The sequence below is a fragment of the Streptococcus sp. 477 genome (assembly GCF_013277295.1).
Taxonomy (GTDB): Bacteria; Bacillota; Bacilli; order Lactobacillales; family Streptococcaceae; genus Streptococcus; species Streptococcus pseudopneumoniae.
Map to the genome: position 1 here is coordinate 28325 of NZ_VMMQ01000031.1, position 25689 is coordinate 54013.

Here is a 25689-nt window from a genome sequence, read left to right on the forward strand (position 1 = left end):
ATAATTGAAGGGACTATATCGAAGGAGAACAAAATGACTAAACCCATTATTTTAACAGGAGACCGTCCAACAGGAAAATTGCATATTGGACATTATGTTGGAAGTCTCAAAAATCGAGTATTATTACAGGAAGAGGATAAGTATGATATGTTTGTGTTCTTGGCTGACCAACAAGCCTTGACAGATCATGCCAAAGATCCTCAAACCATTGTAGAGTCTATCGGAAATGTGGCTTTGGATTATCTTGCAGTTGGATTGGATCCAAGTAAATCAACTATCTTTATTCAAAGCCAGATTCCAGAGCTGGCTGAGTTGTCTATGTATTATATGAATCTGGTTTCATTAGCACGTCTGGAGCGTAATCCAACTGTCAAGACAGAAATTGCTCAGAAAGGATTTGGAGAAAGCATTCCGACAGGATTCTTGGTCTATCCAATAGCTCAAGCAGCTGACATCACAGCTTTCAAGGCTAACTATGTTCCTGTTGGGACAGATCAGAAACCAATGATTGAGCAAACTCGTGAAATTGCTCGTTCTTTTAACAATGCATATAACTGTGATGTCTTGGTAGAACCGGAAGGTATTTATCCAGAAAATGAGAGAGCAGGGCGTTTGCCTGGTTTAGATGGGAATGCTAAAATGTCTAAATCACTCAATAACGGTATTTATTTAGCTGATGATGCGGATACTTTGCGTAAAAAAGTAATGAGTATGTATACAGACCCAGATCATATCCGCGTTGAGGATCCAGGTAAAATTGAAGGAAATATGGTTTTCCATTATCTAGATGTTTTTGGTCGCCCAGAAGATGCTCAAGAAATTGCTGAAATGAAAGAACATTATCAACGAGGTGGTCTTGGTGATGTGAAGACCAAGCGTTATCTACTTGAAATATTAGAACGTGAACTGGGTCCTATTCGTGAGCGCCGTATCGAATTTGCTAAGGATATGGGAGAAGTTTATAATATGCTTCAAAAAGGTAGTGAAAGAGCGCGTGAAGTTGCAGGTCAAACCCTATCTGAGGTTAAAGGAGCAATGGGACTTCATTACTTTAACTAAGTTTATTTTACAAGAAACTATCATTTCTATCTCGAAGAAAAGATAGTTTTTTATTTACCCCTGTAACATTTGACAAATTTTTATAGAATGGTATGATAGATACAATATAAAAAGAGTCAAGCTCAAAAAGAAAGAAAAGAGGAAACTTCGAATGTCTAATTGGGACACTAAATTTTTGAAAAAAGGTTTTACCTTTGATGATGTATTACTTATTCCAGCTGAAAGTCATGTGTTGCCTAACGATGCAGATTTAACAACTAAATTGGCAGATAATCTGACTTTAAATATCCCAATTATTACCGCTGCCATGGACACAGTTACAGAGAGTCAAATGGCTATTGCTATTGCTCGTGCAGGCGGTCTCGGAGTTATCCATAAAAACATGTCAATTGCTCAACAAGCAGACGAGGTTCGTAAGGTAAAACGTTCTGAAAATGGAGTTATTATTGATCCGTTCTTCTTGACACCTGAACATACAATTGCTGAAGCAGATGAGCTTATGGGTCGTTACCGCATCAGTGGTGTTCCAGTTGTTGAAACACTTGAAAATCGTAAATTGGTTGGTATTTTGACAAACCGAGATCTTCGTTTTATTTCAGATTATAACCAACCAATCTCAAACCATATGACTAGTGAAAATCTTGTTACTGCTCCTGTGGGTACAGACCTTGCAACAGCTGAGAATATTCTTCAAGAACACCGTATTGAAAAACTTCCGTTGGTAGATGAAGAAGGTCGTCTTTCTGGCTTGATTACTATCAAAGATATTGAAAAAGTTATTGAGTTTCCAAATGCTGCTAAAGATGAGTTTGGTCGTCTTCTAGTTGCAGGTGCAGTAGGTGTTACTTCAGATACATTTGAACGTGCAGAGGCTCTTTTTGAGGCAGGAGCGGATGCGATTGTTATTGATACTGCACATGGTCATTCTGCAGGTGTCTTGCGTAAAATTGCTGAGATTCGTGCTCACTTCCCAGATCGTACTTTGATTGCTGGAAATATTGCTACTGCTGAAGGAGCGCGCGCACTTTACGAAGCAGGTGTGGACGTTGTCAAGGTTGGGATTGGACCAGGTTCTATCTGTACTACTCGTGTGATTGCTGGTGTTGGTGTTCCGCAAGTAACAGCTATCTACGATGCTGCAGCTGTTGCGCGTGAATATGGAAAAACGATTATTGCTGACGGTGGAATCAAGTATTCTGGAGATATTGTAAAAGCCCTTGCTGCAGGTGGAAATGCAGTTATGCTTGGATCAATGTTTGCTGGAACTGATGAAGCTCCAGGCGAAACTGAAATCTTCCAAGGACGTAAGTTTAAGACTTACCGTGGTATGGGATCAATTGCTGCTATGAAGAAAGGTTCAAGCGATCGTTACTTCCAAGGTTCTGTCAATGAAGCAAACAAACTTGTTCCAGAAGGAATTGAAGGTCGTGTTGCTTATAAAGGTGCTGCAGCTGATATTGTCTTCCAAATGATTGGTGGTATTCGCTCTGGTATGGGTTACTGTGGTGCAGCTAACCTTAAAGAACTACACGATAATGCTCAATTTATTGAAATGTCTGGTGCTGGTTTGAAAGAAAGCCATCCTCATGATGTACAAATTACGAATGAGGCACCAAATTATTCTATGTAAAAAAACAATGAAAAGAACTCCCGTGGAAACAGGAGTTCTTTTACAATGTTGTCAATTTTCATTTACAATAACTTTACCATCTTGAATAGTGAAGATACTTAGATTTTCTGGTAGATTTTGAAGATGGTCTAAGCTTGTTGTTGTGATAAAGGTTTGGATTGAATGAGAAATCGTTTCTAATAATTTTAGTTGTCTAGTGTTGTCAAGTTCGCTCATAACATCGTCAAGCAGTAATATTGGAGATTCTGTAGTAATGCTTTCCATTAACTCGATTTCTGCTAATTTTATCGAGAGGACGAGACTACGATGTTGACCTTGACTTCCAAAACTAGCATCCATACCATTTATATAAAAAGAAATATCATCTCGATGAGGACCAACACCAGTATTCTTTTTAAATAAATCTCTGGACCTACTTTTTTCTAAAGCAATTTTGAAAGATTCTGATAAGCCTTCCTTGTCAGTTATCTTTACAGAAGATTGATAGGATATTGACAACTCTTCAATCTGATTAGAAAGTTCAAAATGTGTCTCACGACCAAAATATTCTAGTTTTTTTATGAAATCTAAGCGGTGATTCATTACACGACATCCATAATCAACTAGCTGATCATCTAAGACTGAAAGGAAGGTTTCATCTATTTTTTGAGCTGATTTTAGGTAAGTGTTTCTTTGTTTTAGGATGTGGTTATAATTGGTTAAATCCGATAAATAGATTGGCTTAATTTGCCCAAGCTCCATATCAATGAATTTTCGTCGAACTGAAGGTGCCCCTTTAATTAGTTGTAAATCTTCAGGAGCAAATAAGACAACATTCATGTGTCCTACATAGTCTGAAAGTCGTGCCTGTTTTAAGTGATTAACTTTTGTAACACGTCCTTTTTGTGTTAGTTCAATTTCGAGAGGAATAGATCCCGTTTTTTTCTGAACGAGACCTGAAAGATGAAGTTGTTCCTCATCAAAATGAATGAGATTTTTATCTGTTCGAGTTCGATGGCTACGTGTTAAGGCTAAAAAATAGATAGCCTCTAACATATTTGTTTTACCTTGTGCATTACGTCCTAAAAAGACATTTAATTTAGGATTAAAGTCTATTTTCGTCTCTTTGTAGTTACGAAAAGTTTTGAGAGATAGGTGTTGTAGCCACATGATTATCTACCAGGGAATCGTGGAGCTTGTTTGCTTTTTGGTGATGAAGCAGGTTTCGATTTGTCTTTTTTAACTCCCTTATTCATCTTTTTGACAAGTTTAGCGATCCGTTCTTTTTCAACTTTATCAGCTTGGTATTCATCTTGTTCTTCAGAAGTAGGTTGTGTCAACAAGATGTCAATGTTCATGTCAGGGATGTCAACTTTATCGCCAATACGAAGTTTTTTTCCACGACGACTCTCTAATTCCCTATTAAAGTAAACAGAATGTTCAGAGAGAAATGATTTAATAGCTCCTCCGCTATGTGTAATTCCAAGTTCTTTGAGTAGTGCTTGGAGGGTAATAAATTCTTCAAATAATTTGTATTCCATAATTCACCTCAATCTTTGGTATTATACCATATTTTCCTAAAAATAGTGAGAGAGACAGCGAGAAATGTAAGCGATTTTTATTTCAAAAGTGTTACAGGGAACAAGAAAATTTCAGGTTTTCGTGATATAATAGAAGTCTGTATATAAGGAGGTAAATCATGGAGTTAGTGCATGGAATTTCAACACATTTTATCCAATCAAAAAAGTTTAAAACAAACAAAATTACCGTGCGTTTTACCGCTCCATTATCCCTTGATACGATTGCAGGTCACATGTTGAGTGCAAGTATGCTAGAGACTGCTAATCAGATGTACCCCACTTCTCAAGATTTGAGGAGACACTTGGCCAGTCTATACGGTACAGATATGTCAACCAATTGTTTCAGAAGAGGGCAAAGCCACATTATAGAATTGACATTTACCTATGTTCGTGATGAGTTTTTAAGTAGGAAAAACGTGCTAACCTCTCAGATTTTGGAACTTGTAAAAGAAACTCTTTTTTCACCCGTAGTAGTTGATAATGGGTTTGATCCGGCCTTATTTGAAATTGAGAAAAAACAATTGCTAGCAAGTTTAGCAGCTGATATGGATGATTCTTTTTATTTTGCACATAAAGAATTGGATAAATTGTTTTTTCATGATGAACGTCTTCAATTGGAATATAGTGATTTACGAAATCGTATTTTAGCTGAAACTCCACAAAGTTCTTATTCTTGTTTCCAAGAATTTTTGGCCAATGATCGAATAGATTTCTTTTTCCTAGGTGATTTTAATGAGGTTGAAATTCAAAATGTATTAGAATCATTTGCCTTTAAAGCTCGAAAAGGAGATATGAAGGTTCAGTATTGTCAACCTTATTCCAATATCCTTCAGGAAGGTATGGTTCGGAAAAATGTGGGACAGTCTATTTTAGAGTTGGGATATTATTGCTCTGCTGAATATGGCGATGAGCAACATTTACCCATGATTGTAATGAATGGTTTACTTGGTGGATTTGCTCACTCTAAGCTCTTTACAAATGTCCGTGAAAATGCTGGATTAGCTTATACCATTTTAAGTCAACTCGATTTGTTTAGTGGATTCTTGAGAATGTATGCTGGTATCAATCGAGAAAATAGGAATCAGGCTCGAAAAATGATGAATAATCAATTACTTGATTTAAAAAAAGGTTATTTTACAGAGCTTGAGCTAGAGCAGACCAAGGAAATGATTCGTCGGTCTTTGTTGCTTTCTCAAGATAATCAAGGTTCATTGATTGAACGTGCTTATCAAAATGCCTTACTTGGGAAATCTTCAGCAGACTTTAAAAGTTGGATTGCAAAACTCGAGCAAGTTGACAAAGATGCTATTTGTAGAGCAGCTAATAATGTGAAACTACAGGCGATTTACTTTATGGAAGGAATAGAATGACAAAGGTTGTTTTTGAAGAAAAATACTATCCAGCTGTAAAAGAAATGATTTATCGAACTCGTTTGGCCAACGGATTGACAGTTGCTCTTTTGCCTAAAAAGGAATTTAAAGAGGTTTACGGGAGTGTAACTGTACAATTTGGTTCGGTAGATACGCTTGTCACAGAAGTTGACGGAGATGTAAAAGAATATCCTGCGGGAATTGCTCATTTTCTTGAACATAAATTATTTGAGAGAGAAGATTCTAGCGATTTGATGTCGGCTTTTACGAGTCTAGGTGCAGATAGTAATGCCTTTACAAGCTTTACAAAAACAAGCTATCTTTTTTCAGCAACGGATCATTTTTTAGAAAATTTAGATTTACTTGATGAATTGGTAACATCAGCACATTTTACTGAAGATTCCATTTTAAGAGAGCAGGATATTATTCAGCAAGAACGAGAAATGTATCAAGATGATCCAGATTCGTGTTTATTCTTTTCAACCTTAGCGAATTTGTATCCAGGTACACCTTTAGCGACGGATATAGTTGGAAGTGAGGAGTCCATTTCCCAAATAAATCTAACTAATTTGCAAGAAAATTTTGCAAGATTTTACAAACCTGTAAACATGTCTCTGTTTTTAGTTGGTGATTTTGATGTGGAGCGAGTACAGGACTATTTTGAAAGCAAAGAACTGAAAGATTCAGATTTTCAGGAAGTAGCAAGAGAAAAGTTGTTTTTACAGCCTGTAAAGCCAACAGATAGTATGAGAATAGAAGTATCTTCTCCCAAACTAGCGATTGGAGTTAGAGGTAAGCGAGAAGTTTCTGAAGCGGATTGCTATCGACATCATATTTTATTAAAATTATTGTTTGCAATGATGTTTGGTTGGACTTCGGATCGTTTTCAAAAATTATATGAATCAGGTAAAATTGATGCGTCCTTATCTCTTGAAATTGAAGTAACAAGTCGTTTTCATTTTGTTATGTTGACAATGGATACGAAAGAGCCAGTTGCTTTATCCCATCAATTTAGGAAGGCCATTCGTAATTTTACAAAGGATTTAGATATTACAGAGGATCATTTAGATATTATCAAAAGAGAGATGTTTGGAGAATTTTTCAGTAGCATGAACTCTCTTGAATTTATTGCAACGCAATATGATGCTTTTGAAAATGGTGAGACAATTTTTGATTTGCCGAAAATTTTACAGGAAATTACTTTAGAGGATGTCCTTGATGCTGGACATCATTTAATAGATGATGGTGACATAGTTGATTTTACAATATTCCCATCGTAGTAACCTATTATAATAGACACTAGAAAGAAGGGATGACAAGTATGAGAAAAAAAACAATTGGAGAGGTTTTACGATTAGCTAGAATCAATCAGGGATTGAGTTTAGATGAATTGCAGAAAAAGACAGAAATCCAGTTAGATATGTTGGAAGCAATGGAAGCAGATGATTTCGATCAACTTCCAAGTCCTTTTTACACACGTTCTTTCTTGAGAAAATATGCATGGGCTGTTGAGTTAGATGACCAAATTGTCTTGGATGCTTATGATTCTGGGAGTATGATTACTTATGAGGAAGTAGATGTTGATGAAGACGAGTTGACAGGGCGCAGACGTTCAAGTAAGAAAAATAAGAAAAAACCATCCTTTTTACCTTTATTTTATTTTATCCTTTTTGCCTTATCTATTTTAATTTTTGTGACCTATTATGTTTGGAACTATATTCAAACTCAACCAGAGGGGCCTTCTCTTTCTAATTACAGTGTGGTTCAATCAACAAGTTCAATAAGTTCAACTAGCTCTGTTCCCCACTCCTCAAGTAGTAGTTCATCTAGCAGTTCTTCTAGTATAGAATCAGCTATAAGTGTATCAGGTGAAGGAAATCATGTAGAAATCGCTTATAAGACAAGTAAGGAAACAGTTAAATTGCAATTGGCAGTTTCAGATGTTACAAGTTGGGTCAGCGTTTCAGAAAGCGAACTTGAGGGCGGTGTAACCTTATCGCCAGAGAAGAAAAGTGCAGAAGCAACAGTTGCAACTAAAAGTCCTGTAACAATTACCTTAGGTGTTGTAAAAGGTGTTGCTTTGACAGTAGATAATCAGACTGTTGATTTATCGAAATTAACAGCTCAGACTGGACAAATCACTGTAACCTTTACTAAAAATTAAGGAAAAACGAATGAAAAAAGAACAAATTCCCAATCTTTTAACAATAGGTCGAATTCTCTTTATACCTATTTTTATCTTTATTTTAACGATAGGAAATTCGATAGAGAGTCATATAGTGGCAGCTATTATCTTTGCTATTGCTAGTATTACAGATTATTTAGATGGATATTTAGCTCGTAAATGGAATGTGGTCAGTAATTTTGGTAAATTTGCAGATCCTATGGCGGATAAGTTACTAGTTATGTCGGCTTTTATTATGCTGATTGAGTTAGGTATGGCTCCAGCTTGGATTGTTGCAGTGATCATCTGTCGTGAGTTGGCTGTGACAGGTTTAAGGCTTTTATTGGTTGAAACTGGTGGAACAGTTTTAGCAGCAGCAATGCCTGGAAAAATTAAAACTTTTAGTCAGATGTTTGCCATTATTTTCTTGCTATTACATTGGACTTTGCTTGGTCAAGTTCTACTTTATGTAGCCTTGTTTTTCACTATCTACTCTGGCTATGATTATTTCAAGGGTAGTGCCTATGTATTTAAAGGGACATTTGGTTCGAAATGAAATCAATAATTGATGTAAAAAATCTTTCTTTTCGTTATAAGGAAAGTCAAGAATACTATGATGTGAAGGATATTACGTTTCACGTGAAACGTGGAGAATGGCTTTCGATTGTAGGGCATAATGGTAGTGGTAAATCAACGACGGTTCGATTAATTGATGGCTTACTGGAAGCAGAATCTGGAGAGATTGTAATAGATGGTCAACGGTTGACTGAGGAAAATGTTTGGAAAATACGTCGTCAAATCGGTATGGTTTTTCAAAATCCAGACAATCAATTTGTTGGAGCGACTGTTGAAGATGATGTAGCCTTTGGTTTGGAAAATCAGGGTCTTTCTCGTCAAGAAATGAAAAAGAGAGTGGAGGAAGCTCTAGATTTGGTTGGCATGTTGGACTTTAAAAAGAGAGAGCCGGCGCGTCTATCAGGTGGCCAAAAACAACGTGTGGCCATTGCAGGTGTTGTAGCCCTAAGACCAGCTATTTTAATCTTAGATGAAGCAACGAGTATGTTGGACCCTGAGGGGCGTAGAGAACTGATTGAGACAGTACAGGGAATTCGGAAAGACTATGATATGACGGTCATTTCTATTACCCATGATTTGGAAGAAGTTGCCATGAGTGACCGCGTATTGGTCATGAAAAAAGGGGAAATTGAATCAACTAGTAGCCCAAGAGAACTTTTCTCTCGAAATGATTTAGATCAAATTGGATTAGACGATCCTTTTGCCAATCAAGTAAAATATTCTTTGAGCCAGAATGGCTATGATTTACCTGAAAATTATTTGACAGAAAGTGAGCTAGAGGATAAATTATGGGAATTGCTCTAGAAAATGTGAGTTTTACATATCAAGAAGGGACTCCCTTAGCTTCAACAGCTTTGTCGGATGTTTCTTTGACGATTGAAGATGGTTCTTATACGGCTTTAATTGGGCACACAGGTAGTGGTAAATCAACTATTTTACAACTCTTAAATGGTTTATTGGTGCCAAGTCAAGGGAGTGTGAGGGTTTTTGATACCTTAATCACCTCGACTTCTAAAAATAAAGATATTCGTCAAATTAGAAAACAGGTTGGCTTGGTATTTCAGTTTGCTGAAAATCAGATCTTTGAAGAAACAGTTTTGAAGGACGTTGCTTTTGGACCACAAAATTTTGGAGTTTCTGAAGAAGATGCGGAGCAGATTGCGCGTGAAAAACTGGCTCTGGTTGGAATTGATGAATCACTTTTTGATCGCAGTCCGTTTGAGCTATCAGGTGGACAAATGAGACGTGTCGCCATTGCAGGCATACTTGCCATGGAACCAGCCATATTAGTCTTAGATGAGCCCACAGCAGGCCTAGATCCCATGGGAAGAAAAGAGCTGATGAATTTGTTCAAAAAACTCCACCAGTCAGGGATGACAATTGTCTTGGTAACGCATTTGATGGATGATGTTGCTGAATATGCGAATCAAGTCTATGTGATGGAAAAGGGACGTTTGGTGAAGGGTGGTAAACCAAGTGATGTCTTTCAAGATGTTGTCTTTATGGAAGAAGTGCAGTTGGGAGTACCTAAAATTACGGCCTTTTGTAAACGATTGGTGGATAGAGGCGTGTCATTTAAACGATTACCGATTAAGATAGAGGAGTTCAAGGAGTCGCTAAATGGATAGTATGATTTTGGGGCGTTATATCCCAGGGGATTCGATTGTTCACCGATTGGATCCACGTAGCAAATTGCTTGCTATGATGCTACTGATTTTGATTGTGTTTTGGGCTAATAACCCCTTGACGAATCTGATTCTTTTTATAGCGACAGGGATATTTATTGCCTTGTCAGGAGTATCTCTTTCATTTTTTATTCAGGGCTTGAAGTCTATGTTTTTCTTGATTGCCTTCACAACTATTTTTCAACTATTTTTCATTTCTAATGGGAATGTTTTATTTGAGTTTTCGTTTGTGAGAATCACGGATTATGCTTTGCAACAAGCTGGAATTATTTTTTGTCGTTTTGTATTGATTATTTTCTTTTCAACTTTGTTAACCTTAACGACCATGCCCTTAAGTTTAGCATCAGCTGTCGAAGCTTTGTTAGCGCCTTTAAAGCGTGTGAAAGTTCCAGTTCATGAAATTGGATTGATGCTGTCCATGAGTCTACGTTTTGTCCCAACATTAATGGATGATACGACGCGGATTATGAATGCGCAGAAAGCGCGTGGAGTGGATTTTGGTGAAGGAAGCATTGTTCAAAAAGTAAAGGCGATGATTCCCATTTTGATTCCTCTTTTTGCAACAAGTTTAAAACGTGCGGATTCCTTGGCTATCGCTATGGAAGCGCGTGGTTATCAGGGTGGAAAAGGCAGAAGTCAATACCGACAATTGAAATGGACTCTAAAGGATACGCTGACCATTCTTGTTATTATCGTACTTGGTTGTTGCTTATTTTTCTTAAAATCTTAGTAGCTTTCAGGAATTGATAAAAAAGTTACTGTAACAGTTCTTGATATAAAGGTAGGGATATGAACCGTTTTAAAAAATCAAAATATGTCATTATTGTTTTTGTCACTGTTCTGCTTGTCTTAGCTCTCTTAGCGACGACTTATTCAAGTACAATTGTGACAAAATTAGGAGATGGAATCTCATTGGTTGATAGGGTTGTGCAAAAACCTTTTCGGTGGTTTGATTCTGTCAAATCAGATTTGGCTCATTTGACACGAGCATATAATGAAAATGAAAGTTTGAAGAAACAGCTTTACCAGTTAGAAGTCAAATCAAATGAGGCGGAAAGTTTAAAGACGGAAAATGAACAACTGCGTCAATTGCTTGATATGAAGTCTAAATTGCAAGCCACAAAGACTTTGGCAGCAGATGTTATTATGCGTTCTCCGGTATCTTGGAAGCAGGAGTTGACCTTGGATGCAGGTAGATCAAAAGGTGCTTCTGAGAATATGTTAGTAATTGCAAACGGTGGTTTGATTGGGAGTGTTTCAAAAGTGGAGGACAACTCTACTATGGTCAACCTTCTGACAAATACGGAAAATGCTGATAAGATTTCTGTTAAAATTCAACACGGCACTACCACAATTTATGGTATTATTGTTGGCTACGACAAGGAAAATGAAGTTCTTAAAATTAGCCAATTAAATAGTAATAGCGATATTAGTTCAGGCGATAAGGTGACAACGGGTGGATTAGGAAACTTTAATGTTGCGGATATTCCTGTTGGTGAAGTGGTTGCCACAACGCATAGTACAGACTATTTGACACGAGAAGTAACTGTTAAATTGAGTGCAGATACTCATAATGTGGATGTGATAGAATTAGTGGGGAATTCATAATGAGACAGTTGAAGCAGGTTGGAGTATTTTTATTGCTTCCTTTCTTTGTTCTAATTGACGCCCATATTAGCCAGCTTCTGGGCTCATTTTTCCCCCATGTACATTTGGCTAGTCATTTTCTGTTTCTATTTCTCTTATTTGAGACGATAGAAGTATCAGAGTATCTCTATCTAGTCTATTGTTTTGTTATAGGCTTGGTTTATGATGTTTACTTTTTCCATCTAATAGGGATTGCAACTCTCTTATTTATCTTATTGGGAGCCTTCCTTCATAAATTGAATAGTGTTATTTTGTTGAATCGTTGGACAAGAATGCTAGCTATGATTGTGCTGACATTCCTGTTTGAAATGGGTAGTTATCTTTTGGCTTTTATGGTAGGGTTGACAGTAGATAGCATGTCGATTTTTATAGTCTATAGCTTGGTACCGACGATGATTTTAAATTTTTTATGGATTACTGTTTTTCAATTTATTTTTGAAAAATATTATCTATAAGAACGACATATAAATGTAACAAAGGCGTAATGTTTATTGGAATTTTTTTTGGTATACTAGTATTGTCTTAAACAGAAGGAGTATTTATTAGCCATGAAGAAAAAAATCTTAGCCTCGCTTTTATTAAGTACAGTAATGGTTTCCCAGGCAGCAGTATTGACGACTGCCCATGCAGAAACGACTGATGACAAAATTGCTGCTCAAGATAATAAAATTAGTAATTTAACAGCACAACAAGAAGAAGCACAAAAACAAGTTGATCAAATTCAGGAGCAAGTATCTGCGATTCAAGCAGAGCAATCTAACTTGCAATCTGAAAATGATAGATTACAAGCAGAATCTAAGAAACTCGAGGGTGAGATTACAGAACTTTCCAAAAACATTGTTTCTCGTAACCAATCTTTGGAAAAACAAGCTCGTAGTGCTCAAACAAATGGAGCTGCAACTAGCTATATCAATACCATTGTAAACTCAAAATCAATTACAGAAGCTATTTCACGTGTTACTGCAATGAGTGAAATCGTATCTGCGAACAACAAAATGTTAGAACAACAAAAGGCAGATAAAAAAGCTATTTCTGAAAAACAAGTAGCAAATAATGATGCTATCAATACTGTAATTGCTAATCAACAAAAATTAGCTGATGATGCTCAAGCATTGACTACGAAACAGGCAGAACTAAAGGCTGCTGAATTGAGTCTTGCTGCTGAGAAAGCGACAGCTGAAGGGGAAAAAGCAAGTCTATTAGAGCAAAAAGCAGCAGCTGAGGCAGAGGCTCGTGCAGCTGCGGCAGCAGAAGCAGCTTATAAAGAAAAACAAGCTAGCCAACAACAGTCAGTACTTGCTTCAGGTAATACAAACCTAACAGCACAGGTACAAGCAGTATCTGAATCTGCAGTAGCACCTGTTCAGGCTAAAGTACGTCCAACATATAACACAAATGCCTCAACTTATCCAATTGGTGAATGTACATGGGGAGTTAAAACATTAGCACCTTGGGCTGGAGACTATTGGGGTAATGGAGCACAGTGGGCCACAAGTGCAGCAGCAGCAGGTTTCCGTACAGGTTCAACACCTCAAGTTGGAGCAATTGCATGTTGGAACGATGGTGGATATGGTCACGTAGCGGTTGTTACAGCTGTTGAATCAACAACACGTATCCAAGTATCAGAATCAAATTATGCTGGGAATCGTACAATTGGAAATCACCGTGGATGGTTCAATCCAACAACGACTTCTGAAGGTTTTGTAACATATATTTATGCAGACTAATTATAGAGGGACTCGAATAGAGCCCTCTTTTCAGATTTTACCAGAGACAATAACTATTAAAAATCCCATCAAAATAGCTTGAAAATATCGAAAAAGTATGGTAGAATAAAAATTGTCGTATGAACGATAATACTCATTCTTGATGAATTGTGAAGCAGTTGCCCTTGGGTCGTTTTGCGAGTTGAAGTCAAGAAGAGGAAAAAACAAAAAGGAGAAATACTCATGGCAGTAATTTCAATGAAACAACTTCTTGAGGCTGGTGTACACTTTGGTCACCAAACTCGTCGCTGGAACCCTAAGATGGCTAAGTACATCTTTACTGAACGTAACGGAATCCACGTTATCGACTTGCAACAAACTGTAAAATATGCTGACCAAGCATACGACTTCATGCGTGATGCAGCAGCTAACGATGCAGTTGTATTGTTCGTTGGTACTAAGAAACAAGCAGCTGATGCAGTTGCTGAAGAAGCAGTACGTTCAGGTCAATACTTCATCAACCACCGTTGGTTGGGTGGAACTCTTACAAACTGGGGAACAATCCAAAAACGTATCGCTCGTTTGAAAGAAATCAAACGTATGGAAGAAGATGGAACTTTCGAAGTTCTTCCTAAGAAAGAAGTTGCACTTCTTAACAAACAACGTGCACGTCTTGAAAAATTCTTGGGTGGTATCGAAGATATGCCTCGTATCCCAGATGTGATGTACGTAGTTGACCCACATAAAGAGCAAATCGCTGTTAAAGAAGCTAAGAAATTGGGAATCCCAGTTGTAGCGATGGTTGACACAAACACTGATCCAGATGATATCGATGTAATCATCCCAGCTAACGATGATGCTATCCGCGCTGTTAAATTGATCACAGCTAAATTGGCTGACGCTATCATCGAAGGACGTCAAGGTGAAGATGCAGCAGCAGTTGAAGCAGAATTTGCAGCTTCAGAAACTCAAGCAGATTCAATTGAAGAAATCGTTGAAGTTGTAGAAGGCGACAACGCTTAATTCATAATAAATAGTAATTACCTAGGAGGGCGGGGCTTAGCCCGGCTCTCCTATTTTTAAAAAATATAGGAGAATCAAAATGGCAGAAATTACAGCTAAACTTGTTAAAGAGTTGCGTGAAAAATCTGGTGCTGGTGTTATGGACGCTAAAAAAGCATTGGTTGAAGTGGAAGGCGATATCGAAAAAGCGATTGAATTGCTTCGCGAAAAAGGTATGGCAAAAGCAGCTAAGAAAGCTGACCGTGTTGCTGCAGAAGGTTTGACTGGTGTTTATGTTGACGGTAACATTGCAGCAGTTGTTGAAGTAAATGCTGAAACTGACTTCGTTGCGAAAAACGCTCAATTTGTTGAGTTGGTAAACGCAACAGCTAAAGCAATCGTTGAAGGAAAACCAGCTAACAACGAAGAAGCTCTTGCTTTGACAATGCCTTCAGGTGAAACTCTTGAAGCTGCATACGTATCTGCAACAGCGACTATCGGAGAAAAAATCTCATTCCGTCGCTTTGCTTTGATTGAAAAAACAGATGCACAACACTTCGGAGCATACCAACACAACGGTGGACGTATCGGTGTTATCTCTGTAATCGAAGGTGGAGACGAAGCACTTGCTAAACAAATTTCAATGCACATCGCAGCGATGAAACCAACAGTTCTTTCATACAAAGAATTGGATGAGCAATTTGTTAAAGATGAGTTGGCACAATTGAACCACGTTATCGACCAAGATAACGAAAGCCGTGCAATGGTTAACAAACCAGCTCTTCCACACTTGAAATATGGATCAAAAGCTCAATTGACTGATGATGTTATTGCTCAAGCTGAAGCTGACATCAAAGCTGAGTTGGCTGCAGAAGGCAAACCAGAAAAAATCTGGGATAAAATTATCCCAGGTAAAATGGATCGCTTCATGCTTGACAACACTAAAGTTGACCAAGCTTACACACTTCTTGCACAAGTTTACATCATGGATGATAGCAAGACAGTTGAAGCATACCTTGAATCAGTTAACGCTTCAGTAGTTGAGTTCGCTCGCTTTGAAGTTGGTGAAGGTATCGAAAAAGCTGCAAACGACTTCGAAGCTGAAGTTGCAGCTACAATGGCAGCAGCCTTGAATAACTGATTATAGAAAGGAAGTAAATTTGCTTCCTTTTTTCTATGCAGTCGATCCCTATAGGGAGAGCTTCCTATTTTTAAGGTAAAAATAAAAAGCCCTATAATAAGGGCCAATTGTATTTAGGAGACTAAACTTCAAATTCATAGAGTGCTGTAGAGAGATAACGTTCACCGTTATCTGGTGCTAGAGCAAGGACCTTTTTACCTGTACCTAATTTTTTGGCAACCTCGATGGCTCCGTAGATAGCTGCAGCTGAAGAAATCCCTACAAGGAAGCCTTCTTTTCCACCAATTTCACGTCCGAGTGCAAGAGCATCATCTGATGTTACACGAACAATACCATCATAGGCGTTTGTATCAAGTGTATCAGGAATAAATCCAGCTGAGATACCTTGAATTTTGTGAGGACCAGGTTTTTCACCAGATAGAATAGCAGATTCATCAGCTTCCACTGCATAAACTTGAATGTTTGAATTTGCTGATTTGAGTGCATGAGAAACACCAGAAATCGTTCCACCGGTACCCACTCCAGCAACAAAGGCATCTAGTCCATCTTTACCGAAAGCAGCTAGTATTTCAGCTCCTGTTGTTCTTTCGTGTACTTCTGGATTAGCTGGATTGTCAAATTGAAGAGGAAGGAAGCCATCACGTTCAGCAGCGATTTCTTGAGCCTTAGCAATAGCACCCTTCATTCCTTCGCTACCAGGCGTAAGGACGAGTTCAGCACCATAGGCTTGGATAATCTTACGGCGTTCTACACTCATAGTTTCAGGCATAACGATGACAACTTTATACCCTTTAGCAGCCCCTACCCATGAAAGTCCAATACCAGTGTTTCCACTTGTTGCTTCAACAATAGTAGAACCAGGTTTCAGAATACCATCTTGTTCAGCTTTTTCAATCATGCTAAGGGCAATACGGTCTTTTACAGATGAACCAGGATTAAATGCTTCAAGTTTTACATAGACATCTGCAGCACCTTCTGGCACAATGTTGTTGAGTCTAACAATCGGTGTTTGACCGACTAGTTCAGTAATGTTGTTATAAATAGACATATGAATACCTCTTTGTATAAGATATTTCTAGTATAACGCTATCTATACCATTTGTAAAATATAGAAATCCTATCGAAGTGATAGGATTTTTTTATATCACAGGTCTAAGCCATTAATTTTTAAGCGATTGTGTTCAGCTAATTCTAGTAAATAGGTGTGAAGGAAAACGATATCAGGTTTCGTTTGAATTGCTTCATTTTCTAGTATATTTTGGTACGCCTCTTTTTATTTTGCTCGCTAAAGTAGTTGTGAGAATGTCAACGAAACGCTGTATTATTCATTGTTTACACTAAGTTTACAGGAACTTCAACCTCTCGTAAACCTTGGTCAGTTAAAGTGACTTTTCCATTAAAAAACTCCACAAGTGCAGCTTTAATAGTTTCTTTTTCTTCTTTATCAACATAAATCATCGTATCGACTTGATCTGTAAAGTTTGTATCCAGCTCCATGAGACCATGTTCTTTAAGGAAGTTACTGTACTCTTGGTACTGAGCATAAGACATTTGAATAGCAATGCCAGCCTGTTCTTTTATTTCAATAATACCAATTTCTTTGACAGCTAAGGCGACACTGCCGGCGTAAGCACGAATTAGTCCTCCAGCGCCTAGTTTAATACCACCAAAGTAGCGTGTCACGACCACACAGACATTGGTGAGATTGTGATTTTCTAGTACCCCAAGCATGGGAACACCAGCAGTACCACTAGGCTCACCATCATCACTTGTACGTTTAATTTCACTACGTTCTCCAATAATGAAGGCAGAGCAGTTATGTGTCGCTTTGTAGTGTTCTTTTTTGATGGCAGTAATGAAGTCACGAGCCTCTTCTTCGCTATAAACACGCTTGGCATGGCAGATAAAGCGAGATTTTTTGATTTCTTCTTGGACTTGACCGTCCTCTTTAATTGTCCTAAATTCCATGATTTAATTGTACTAAAAAATCATCTAAAGTGCTAGTTTTTACGAATAAAGAAGTATGAAAGTAAATTTAGATTATCTCGGTCGTTTATTTACTGAGAATGAATTAACAGAAGAAGAACGTCAGTTGGCGGAGAAACTTCCAGCAATGAGAAAGGAGAAGGGGAAACTTTTCTGTCAACGCTGTAATAGTACTATTCTAGAAGAATGGTATTTGCCCATCGGTGCTTACTATTGTCGAGAGTGCTTGCTGATGAAGCGAGTCAGAAGTGATCAAACTTTATACTATTTTCCGCAGGAGGATTTTCCGAAGCAAGATGTTCTCAAATGGCGCGGTCAATTAACTCCTTTTCAAGAGAAGGTATCACAGGGACTGATTCGAGCAGTAGACAAGCAGGAGCCAACCTTGGTTCACGCTGTAACAGGAGCTGGAAAGACAGAAATGATTTATCAAGTAGTGGCCAAAGTGATTGATGAAGGTGGTGCAGTATGTTTGGCCAGTCCTCGCATAGATGTTTGTTTGGAGCTATACAAGCGCCTGCAAGATGATTTTGCTTGCGAGATATCTTTACTACACGGAGAATCAGAGCCGTATTTTCGAACACCACTAGTTGTTGCGACGACCCATCAGTTATTGAAGTTTTATCAAGCTTTTGATTTGCTGATAGTGGATGAAGTAGATGCCTTTCCTTATGTTGACAATCCCACGCTTTACCATGCTGTCAAGAATAGTGTAAAGGAGAATGGATTGAGAATCTTTTTAACAGCGACTTCGACAGATGAGTTAGATAGGAAAGTCCGTTTAGGAGAACTAAAAAGATTGAGCTTACCGAGACGGTTTCATGGAAATCCGTTGATTATTCCAAAACCAATTTGGTTATCGGATTTTAATCGCTACTTAGATAAGAAGTGTTTGTCGCCAAAGTTAAAGTCCTATATTGATAAGCAGAGAAAGACAGGTTATCCGTTACTTATTTTTGCTTCAGAAATTAAGAAAGGGGAGCAGTTAAAAGAAATCTTACAGGAGCAATTTCCAAATGAGAAAATTGGCTTTGTATCTTCTGTAACAGAGGATCGATTAGAGCAAGTACAAGCTTTTCGAGATGGGGAGCTGACAATACTTATCAGTACGACAATCTTGGAGCGTGGAGTTACATTCCCTTGTGTGGATGTTTTTGTAGTAGAGGCCAATCATCGTTTGTTTACCAAGTCTAGTTTGATTCAAATTGGTGGACGAGTTGGACGAAGTATGGATAGACCGACAGGAGATTTGCTTTTCTTCCATGATGGGTTAAATGCTTCAATTAAGAAGGCGATTAAGGAAATTCAGATGATGAATAAGGAGGCTGGTCTATGAAGTGCTTGTTATGTGAGCAGACTATGAAGACTGTTTTAACTTTTAGTAGTCTCTTACTTCTGAAGAATGATGCCTCCTGTCTTTGTTTAGATTGTGATTCTACTTTTGAGAGGATTGGAGAAGAGCACTGTCCAAACTGTATGAAAATAGGATTGTCAACAAAGTGTCAAGATTGTCAATTTTGGTGTAAAGAAGGAGTTGAAGTCAGTCATAGAGCGATTTTTACTTACAATCAAGCTATGAAGGATTTTTTCAGTCGGTATAAGTTTGATGGAGACTTCCTTTTAAGAAAAGTGTTTGCTTCAGTTTTAAGTGAGGAGTTAAAAAAGTACAAAGAGTATCAATTTGTAGTCATTCCCCTAAGTCCTGATAGATATGTTAACAGAGGATTTAATCAGGTTGAGGGCTTGGTAGAGGCAGCAGGTTTTTCGTATCTGGATTTACTAGGGAAAAGAGAAGAGAGAGCCAGTTCTTCTAAAAATCGTTCAGAACGCTTGGGGACAGAACTTCCTTTCTTTATAAAAAGTGGAGTCACTATTCCTAAAAAAATCCTACTTATAGATGATATCTATACTACAGGAGCAACTATAAATCGTGTCAAGAAACTGTTGGAAGAAGCTGGTGCTAAGGATGTAAAAACATTTTCCCTTGTAAGATGAGGAAAAAATTTGCAAAAATAGAATGAAAGCGTTATAATAAAATCATAAAAACAAAAATGTTTAGAAAGAAGGTACTCATATGATTAAATATAGTATACGTGGTGAAAACCTAGAAGTAACAGAAGCAATTCGTGATTATGTAGTTTCTAAACTCGAAAAGATCGAAAAGTACTTCCAACCAGAACAAGAGTTGGATGCCCGAATTAACTTAAAAGTTTATCGTGAAAAAACGGCTAAAGTGGAAGTAACGATTCCGCTTGGATCTATTACTCTCCGCGCAGAAGATGTATCTCAAGATATGTATGGTTCAATTGACCTTGTAACTGATAAAATTGAACGTCAGATTCGTAAAAATAAAACAAAAATCGAGCGTAAAAATAAAAATAAGGTAGCAACTGGTCAATTATTTACAGATGCTTTGGTGGAAGATTCAAATATTGTCCAGTCTAAAGTTGTTCGTTCAAAACAAATTGATTTAAAACCAATGGATTTGGAAGAAGCAATTCTACAAATGGATTTATTGGGGCATGATTTCTTTATCTATGTGGATGTTGAAGATCAGACAACCAATGTGATTTATCGTCGTGAGGATGGCGAAATTGGTTTGTTAGAGGTTAAAGAATCTTAATTTCAATATGTGTAAAGGTAGGTTTACTGAATTGTAAACTACCTTTTTCTTATAATTGATAGAATTACTGATTACACTTTTAAAAAGTCGCTTTTTGAGGGGTATTATGGTATAATGGGTGCCAAGAGGTTTTGAATGAAAAAATTTTATGTAAGTCCAATTTTTCCTATTCTAGTAGGATTGATTGCGTTTGGAGTCTTATCCACTTTCATTATTTTTGTTAATAATAATCTGTTGACGGTTTTAATTTTGTTTCTTTTTGTAGGAGGCTATGTTTTTTTATTTAAGAAACTGAGAGTGCATTATACAAGGAGTGATGTAGAACAGATACAGTATGTAAACCACCAAGCGGAAGAAAGTTTGACATCTCTATTGGAACAAATGCCTGTAGGTGTTATGAAATTGAATTTATCTTCTGGAGAGGTTGAGTGGTTTAATCCCTATGCTGAATTGATTTTGACCAAGGAAGATGGTGATTTTGATTTAGAAGCTGTTCAAACGATTATCAAGGCTTCAGTAGGAAATCCGTCTACTTATGCCAAGCTTGGTGAGAAGCGTTATGCTGTTCATATGGATGCTTCTTCCGGTGTTTTGTATTTTGTAGATGTATCCAGGGAACAAGCCATAACAGATGAATTGGTAACAAGTCGACCAGTGATTGGGATTGTCTCTGTGGATAATTATGATGATTTGGAGGATGCAACTTCTGAGTCAGATATTAGTCAAATCAATAGTTTTATAGCTAATTTTATATCAGAGTTTTCAGAAAAACACATGATGTTTTCTCGTCGGGTAAGTATGGATCGATTTTATCTATTTACTGACTACACGGTGCTTGAGGGCTTGATGAATGATAAATTTTCTGTTATTGATGCTTTCAGAGAAGAGTCGAAACAGAGACAGTTGCCCTTGACCTTAAGTATGGGATTTTCTTATGGCGATGGAAATCATGATGAGATAGGGAAAGTTGCTTTGCTCAATTTGAACTTGGCTGAAGTACGTGGTGGCGACCAGGTGGTTGTTAAGGAAAACGACGAAACGAAAAATCCAGTTTATTTTGGTGGTGGGTCTGCTGCTTCAATCAAGCGTACACGGACTCGTACGCGCGCTATGATGACAGCCATATCTGATAAGATTCGTAGTGTGGATCAAGTGTTTGTAGTTGGGCATAGAAATTTAGATATGGATGCTTTGGGCTCTGCTGTAGGTATGCAGTTGTTCGCCAGCAATGTGATTGAAAATAGCTATGCTCTTTATGATGAAGAACAAATGTCTCCAGATATTGAACGAGCTGTTTCATTCTTAGAAAAAGAAGGAGTTACGAAGTTGTTGTCTGTTAAGGATGCAATGGGGATGGTGACCAATCGTTCTTTGTTGATTCTTGTAGACCATTCAAAGACAGCCTTAACATTATCAAAAGATTTTTATGATTTATTTACCCAAACCATTGTTATTGACCACCATAGAAGGGATCAGGATTTCCCAGACAATGCAGTTATCACTTATATCGAAAGTGGTGCAAGCAGTGCCAGTGAGTTGGTAACGGAGTTGATTCAGTTCCAAAATTCTAAGAAAAATCGTTTGAGTCGTATGCAAGCAAGTGTCTTGATGGCTGGTATGATGCTGGATACTAAAAATTTCACCTCACGAGTGACTAGTCGGACATTTGATGTTGCTAGCTATCTCAGAACGCGCGGAAGTGATAGTATTGCTATCCAAGAAATCGCTGCGACAGATTTTGAAGAATATCGTGAGGTCAATGAACTGATTTTACAGGGGCGTAAATTAGGTTCAGATGTACTAATAGCAGAGGCTAAGGACACGAAATGCTATGATACAGTTGTTATTAGTAAGGCAGCAGATGCCATGTTAGCTATGTCAGGTATTGAAGCGAGTTTTGTTCTTGCGAAAAATACACAAGGCTTTATATCCATCTCAGCTCGGAGTCGTAGTAAACTGAATGTGCAACGGATTATGGAAGAGTTAGGCGGTGGAGGTCACTTTAATTTGGCAGCAGCTCAAATTAAAGATTTAACCTTGTCAGAAGCAGGTGAAAAACTGACAGAAATTGTATTAAATGAAATAAAGGAAAAGGAGAAAGAAGAATGAAAGTAATTTTTTTAGCAGATGTTAAAGGAAAAGGTAAAAAAGGCGAAATTAAGGAAGTACCAACAGGGTATGCGCAAAACTTTCTTATCAAAAAGAACCTAGCAAAAGAAGCGACTGCTCAAGCTGTAGGTGAACTTCGTGGTAAACAAAAATCTGAAGAGAAAGCTCACGCTGAGATGATTGCAGAAGCAAAAGCAATTAAAGCCCAACTTGAAGCAGAAGAAACGGTTGTAGAATTTGTTGAAAAAGTTGGTCCAGATGGTCGTACCTTTGGTTCTATTACCAATAAGAAGATTGCAGAAGAATTGCAAAAGCAATTTGGAATTAAGATTGATAAACGTCATATTCAAGTACAAGCTCCGATTCGAGCGGTTGGTTTGATTGATGTGCCAGTGAAAATCTATCAAGATATCACAAGTGTAATCAATCTTCGTGTGAAAGAAGGATAAGTTTACACCTTCTTGACAAGATTGTAAAAGGAAGGGAAGTCTGATGGCAGAAGTAGAAGAGTTACGAGTACAACCTCAAGACATCTTAGCTGAGCAATCTGTTTTGGGGGCTATCTTTATTGATGAGAGTAAACTTGTTTTTGTGCGAGAATACATTGAGTCTCGGGACTTTTTTAAGTATGCCCATCGTTTGATTTTCCAAGCCATGGTCGATTTATCCGATCGTGGTGATGCCATAGATGCAACAACGGTTCGCACCATTCTTGATAATCAAGGGGATTTACAGAATATTGGTGGCCTGTCTTACCTAGTTGAGATTGTCAATTCTGTGCCAACTTCTGCTAATGCGGAGTATTATGCTAAAATCGTTGCAGAAAAGGCTATGTTACGGCGATTAATCGCTAAGTTGACAGAGTCTGTCAACCAAGCTTACGAAGCGTCGCAACCAGCTGATGAAATCATTGCTCAGGCAGAAAAAGGCCTGATTGATGTCAGTGAAAATGCTAATCGAAGCGGGTTTAAGAACATTCGAGATGTGTTGAATGTCAACTTTGGAAATCTGGAAGCTCGCTCGCAACAAACGACCGATATTACAGGTATTGCGACAGGTTATCGTGATTTGGATCATATGACGACTGGTCTACACGAGGAGGAGTTGATTATTCTAGCAGCCCGTCCAGCGGTTGGTAAGACAGCCTTTGCCTTGAATATCGCTCAGAACATTGGAACTAAGTTGGACAAAACGGTTGCTATCTTTTCGCTCGAAATGGGTGCGGAAAGTCTAGTCGATCGTATGTTAGCGGCAGAAGGGTTGGTTGAGTCGCATTCTATCCGTACAGGTCAATTGACCGATGAGGAGTGGCAAAAATATACCATTGCTCAAGGGAACCTAGCAAACGCAAGTATCTATATCGATGATACGCCAGGGATTCGAATTACAGAGATTCGTTCTCGTTCTCGTAAACTGGCTCAAGAAACGGGCAATCTAGGTTTGATTTTGATAGATTACTTGCAGCTTATCACGGGAACTGGGCGAGAAAACCGCCAACAAGAAGTTTCAGAAATTTCACGTCAGTTGAAAATCCTAGCCAAGGAACTGAAGGTTCCAGTAATCGCTCTGAGTCAGTTGTCTCGTGGTGTAGAACAACGTCAGGATAAAAGACCAGTCTTGTCTGATATTCGTGAATCTGGGTCTATCGAGCAGGACGCTGATATCGTAGCCTTTCTTTATCGCGACGATTACTATGAGCGTGGTGGTGAAGAAGAGGAAGGCATACCAAATAATAAGGTGGAAGTTATTATCGAGAAAAACCGTAGTGGAGCTCGTGGAACTGTGGAATTGATTTTCCAAAAAGAATACAATAAATTTTCAAGTATCTCAAAGAGGGAGGCATAAGATGTCAGATGCATTTACAGATGTAGCCAAGATGAAAAAAATCAAAGAGGAAATCAAGGCGCATGAGGGTCATGTAATTGAAATGACTTTGGAAAATGGGCGCAAGCGCCAAAAAAATAGATTGGGTAAGTTAATTGAAGTTTATCCATCCCTATTTATTGTGGAATTTGGGAACGTTGAAGGAGATAAACAAGCTAATGTTTACGTTGAATCCTTTACCTACTCAGATATCCTTACAGAAAAGAATTTGATTCATTATCTGGACTAAAGTGAGAAATTTTCTCACTTTTTCTTTTTTCTCCGAATAGTTTAAGTGAAGGCAATCTTCGATTTATATTATTTTTCAAGGAGGAAGAATGAAAATTTTACCGTTTATAGCAAGAGGGACAAGTTATTACTTGAAGATGTCAGTTAAAAAGCTTGTTTCTTTTTTAGTAGTAGGATTGATGCTAGCAGCGGGTGATAGTGTCTATGCCTACTCTGGAGGGAATGGATCGATTGCGCGTGGAGATGATTATCCTGCTTATTATAAAAATGGGAGCCAGGAGATTGATCAGTGGCGCATGTATTCTCGTCAGTGTACTTCTTTCGCAGCCTTTCGTTTGAGTAATGTCAATGGTTTTGAGATTCCAAGGGCTTATGGAAATGCGAATGAATGGGGGCATCGTGCTCGTCGTGAAGGCTATCGTGTAGATAATACACCGACGATTGGCTCCATTGCTTGGTCTACTGCAGGAACTTATGGGCATGTTGCCTGGGTGTCAAATGTAATGGGAGATCAGATTGAGATCGAGGAATATAACTATGGTTATACAGAAGCCTATAATAAACGAAGTATAAAAGCAAATACGATGACAGGATTTATTCATTTTAAAGATTTGGCTGGTGGCAGTGTTGGGACTAGTCAATCCTTAGCTTCAACAGGGGGCACACATTATTTTAAGACTAAGTCAGCTATCAAAAATCAACCTCTAGCTAGCGCAACTGTGATTGATTACTATTATCCTGGGGAGAAGGTTCATTATGATCAAATTCTCGAAAAAGATGGCTACAAGTGGTTGAGTTATACGGCTTATAACGGAAGTCGTCGCTATATACAGCTAGAGGGAGTGACTTCTTCACAAAATTATCAGAATCAATCAGGAAATAGCTCTAGCTATAGATCCAATAGTAGTCCAACTGTCGGTTGGAAGAAAATAAATGGTAGTTGGTATCATTTCAAATCAAATGGTTCTAAATCAACAGGCTGGCTGAAAGACGGTTCTAGCTGGTATTATTTGAAATTATCTGGTGAAATGCAGACAGGATGGTTAAAGGAAAATGGCTCGTGGTATTATCTGGATAGTTCAGGGGCAATGAAAACAGGTTGGTATCAAGTTTCTGGTAAGTGGTATTATTCTTACTCTTCAGGTGCCCTAGCTGTTAATACGACGGTGGATGGCTACAGAGTAAACAGTGATGGAGAACGAGTGTAGAAAATTGGAGTAGGAAATTTTTCCTGCTCTTTTCTGGTACGACGGGCATGTCGTGCATCTGAGGTACAAGTCCTTGGTGGGCACCTGAGGTACAAGTCCTTGGTGGGCACCT

26 protein-coding genes and 1 pseudogene are annotated in these 25689 nt (G+C 38.1%); 22 read left to right on the top strand and 5 right to left on the bottom strand.

What is annotated here, in order from left to right; translation table 11 throughout:
* Window positions 1-33 precede the first annotated feature (33 nt).
* Complete coding sequence (gene trpS / locus HT691_RS04930) at window positions 34-1059, top strand: tryptophan--tRNA ligase (protein WP_138706140.1); 1026 nt, start codon at window positions 34-36, stop codon at window positions 1057-1059.
* A gap of 151 nt (window positions 1060-1210) precedes the next feature.
* Entirely contained in the window at window positions 1211-2689 is a 1479-nt protein-coding gene (gene guaB, locus HT691_RS04935; RefSeq protein WP_000073412.1) for an IMP dehydrogenase, read from the top strand.
* Window positions 2690-2740: 51 nt separating this feature from the next.
* On the opposite strand, the gene recF is transcribed toward guaB, so the two are convergent.
* A complete protein-coding gene (gene recF, locus HT691_RS04940; protein WP_050261857.1) occupies window positions 2741-3838 on the bottom strand; it encodes a DNA replication/repair protein RecF in 1098 nt (365 codons plus the stop codon).
* A 2-nt stretch (window positions 3839-3840) separates the two neighbouring features.
* Entirely contained in the window at window positions 3841-4209 is a 369-nt protein-coding gene (yaaA, locus tag HT691_RS04945) for a S4 domain-containing protein YaaA (protein WP_000455902.1), read from the bottom strand.
* A gap of 158 nt (window positions 4210-4367) precedes the next feature.
* Here yaaA and HT691_RS04950 point away from each other — a divergent pair, with 158 nt between their 5' ends.
* The 12 genes from HT691_RS04950 to tsf all read left to right on the top strand — a co-directional run bounded on the left by HT691_RS04950 (window position 4368) and on the right by tsf (window position 15539).
* A complete protein-coding gene (locus HT691_RS04950) occupies window positions 4368-5618 on the top strand; it encodes a pitrilysin family protein (RefSeq protein WP_023933017.1) in 1251 nt (416 codons plus the stop codon).
* On the top strand, window positions 5615-6898 hold the full coding sequence (locus HT691_RS04955; protein ID WP_023933019.1) for a pitrilysin family protein: 1284 nt from the start codon (window positions 5615-5617) through the stop codon (window positions 6896-6898). The genes HT691_RS04950 and HT691_RS04955 overlap by 4 nt, the downstream gene beginning before the upstream one ends.
* Window positions 6899-6939: 41 nt before the next feature.
* Window positions 6940-7782, top strand: a complete 843-nt coding sequence (rodZ, locus tag HT691_RS04960) for a cytoskeleton protein RodZ (protein ID WP_023936269.1) — start codon at window positions 6940-6942, stop codon at window positions 7780-7782.
* 10 nt (window positions 7783-7792) lie between these two features.
* Complete coding sequence (gene pgsA, locus HT691_RS04965; RefSeq protein ID WP_000712127.1) at window positions 7793-8338, top strand: CDP-diacylglycerol--glycerol-3-phosphate 3-phosphatidyltransferase; 546 nt, start codon at window positions 7793-7795, stop codon at window positions 8336-8338.
* Complete coding sequence (locus HT691_RS04970; protein ID WP_000835726.1) at window positions 8335-9162, top strand: energy-coupling factor ABC transporter ATP-binding protein; 828 nt, start codon at window positions 8335-8337, stop codon at window positions 9160-9162. Before pgsA ends, HT691_RS04970 begins: the two co-directional genes overlap by 4 nt.
* Window positions 9147-9986 carry an energy-coupling factor transporter ATPase gene (locus HT691_RS04975; protein WP_138699845.1) on the top strand — a complete coding sequence of 280 codons (840 nt, stop codon included), beginning with the start codon at window positions 9147-9149 and terminating at the stop codon, window positions 9984-9986. The genes HT691_RS04970 and HT691_RS04975 overlap by 16 nt, the downstream gene beginning before the upstream one ends.
* The gene (locus tag HT691_RS04980; protein ID WP_023936273.1) at window positions 9979-10773 is read left to right on the top strand and encodes an energy-coupling factor transporter transmembrane protein EcfT; all 795 of its coding nucleotides are present in this window, start codon (window positions 9979-9981) and stop codon (window positions 10771-10773) included. The genes HT691_RS04975 and HT691_RS04980 overlap by 8 nt, the downstream gene beginning before the upstream one ends.
* A gap of 59 nt (window positions 10774-10832) precedes the next feature.
* On the top strand, window positions 10833-11651 hold the full coding sequence (gene mreC / locus HT691_RS04985) for a rod shape-determining protein MreC (RefSeq protein ID WP_023933021.1): 819 nt from the start codon (window positions 10833-10835) through the stop codon (window positions 11649-11651).
* Window positions 11651-12145, top strand: a complete 495-nt coding sequence (gene mreD, locus HT691_RS04990) for a rod shape-determining protein MreD (RefSeq protein ID WP_023933023.1) — start codon at window positions 11651-11653, stop codon at window positions 12143-12145. The genes mreC and mreD overlap by 1 nt, the downstream gene beginning before the upstream one ends.
* Before the next feature lie 93 nt (window positions 12146-12238).
* Window positions 12239-13417 (top strand): CHAP domain-containing protein, encoded by a 1179-nt coding sequence (locus HT691_RS04995; protein WP_000727004.1) that lies wholly within the window; start codon window positions 12239-12241, stop codon window positions 13415-13417.
* A 222-nt stretch (window positions 13418-13639) separates the two neighbouring features.
* On the top strand, window positions 13640-14419 hold the full coding sequence (rpsB, locus tag HT691_RS05000; protein WP_014017378.1) for a 30S ribosomal protein S2: 780 nt from the start codon (window positions 13640-13642) through the stop codon (window positions 14417-14419).
* Window positions 14420-14498: 79 nt separating this feature from the next.
* Window positions 14499-15539, top strand: coding sequence for a translation elongation factor Ts (gene tsf, locus HT691_RS05005; protein ID WP_000808091.1), 1041 nt, complete (start codon window positions 14499-14501; stop codon window positions 15537-15539).
* A gap of 121 nt (window positions 15540-15660) precedes the next feature.
* Here the strand turns inward: tsf and cysK are convergent, their stop codons facing one another.
* The 3 genes and pseudogenes from cysK to HT691_RS05015 form a co-directional block, all read right to left on the bottom strand.
* Window positions 15661-16587, bottom strand: coding sequence for a cysteine synthase A (gene cysK, locus HT691_RS05010; protein WP_000029891.1), 927 nt, complete (start codon window positions 16585-16587; stop codon window positions 15661-15663).
* A gap of 96 nt (window positions 16588-16683) precedes the next feature.
* Window positions 16684-16767: pseudogene (locus tag HT691_RS11640) on the bottom strand (PH domain-containing protein); the annotation flags it as partial.
* 104 nt (window positions 16768-16871) lie between these two features.
* Window positions 16872-17507 (bottom strand): YigZ family protein, encoded by a 636-nt coding sequence (locus tag HT691_RS05015; RefSeq protein ID WP_000395742.1) that lies wholly within the window; start codon window positions 17505-17507, stop codon window positions 16872-16874.
* Between the two features lie 55 nt (window positions 17508-17562).
* Between HT691_RS05015 and HT691_RS05020 the strand changes: the two genes are divergently transcribed.
* The 8 genes from HT691_RS05020 to cbpD all read left to right on the top strand — a co-directional run bounded on the left by HT691_RS05020 (window position 17563) and on the right by cbpD (window position 25577).
* A complete protein-coding gene (locus HT691_RS05020; RefSeq protein WP_023933025.1) occupies window positions 17563-18861 on the top strand; it encodes a DEAD/DEAH box helicase in 1299 nt (432 codons plus the stop codon).
* The gene (locus HT691_RS05025) at window positions 18858-19520 is read left to right on the top strand and encodes a ComF family protein (protein WP_000649947.1); all 663 of its coding nucleotides are present in this window, start codon (window positions 18858-18860) and stop codon (window positions 19518-19520) included. Before HT691_RS05020 ends, HT691_RS05025 begins: the two co-directional genes overlap by 4 nt.
* A 79-nt stretch (window positions 19521-19599) precedes the next feature.
* A complete protein-coding gene (gene raiA / locus HT691_RS05030; protein WP_000599104.1) occupies window positions 19600-20148 on the top strand; it encodes a ribosome-associated translation inhibitor RaiA in 549 nt (182 codons plus the stop codon).
* A gap of 135 nt (window positions 20149-20283) precedes the next feature.
* Window positions 20284-22257 carry a DHH family phosphoesterase gene (locus HT691_RS05035; RefSeq protein ID WP_172921738.1) on the top strand — a complete coding sequence of 658 codons (1974 nt, stop codon included), beginning with the start codon at window positions 20284-20286 and terminating at the stop codon, window positions 22255-22257.
* Window positions 22254-22706 (top strand): 50S ribosomal protein L9, encoded by a 453-nt coding sequence (gene rplI / locus HT691_RS05040; RefSeq protein WP_000864214.1) that lies wholly within the window; start codon window positions 22254-22256, stop codon window positions 22704-22706. The genes HT691_RS05035 and rplI overlap by 4 nt, the downstream gene beginning before the upstream one ends.
* Before the next feature lie 43 nt (window positions 22707-22749).
* A complete protein-coding gene (dnaB, locus tag HT691_RS05045) occupies window positions 22750-24102 on the top strand; it encodes a replicative DNA helicase (protein ID WP_000852490.1) in 1353 nt (450 codons plus the stop codon).
* Between the two features lies 1 nt (window position 24103).
* Complete coding sequence (locus HT691_RS05050; RefSeq protein WP_001278160.1) at window positions 24104-24370, top strand: Veg family protein; 267 nt, start codon at window positions 24104-24106, stop codon at window positions 24368-24370.
* An 88-nt stretch (window positions 24371-24458) separates the two neighbouring features.
* A complete protein-coding gene (gene cbpD, locus HT691_RS05055; protein ID WP_000698583.1) occupies window positions 24459-25577 on the top strand; it encodes a choline binding-anchored murein hydrolase CbpD in 1119 nt (372 codons plus the stop codon).
* Window positions 25578-25689 lie beyond the last annotated feature (112 nt).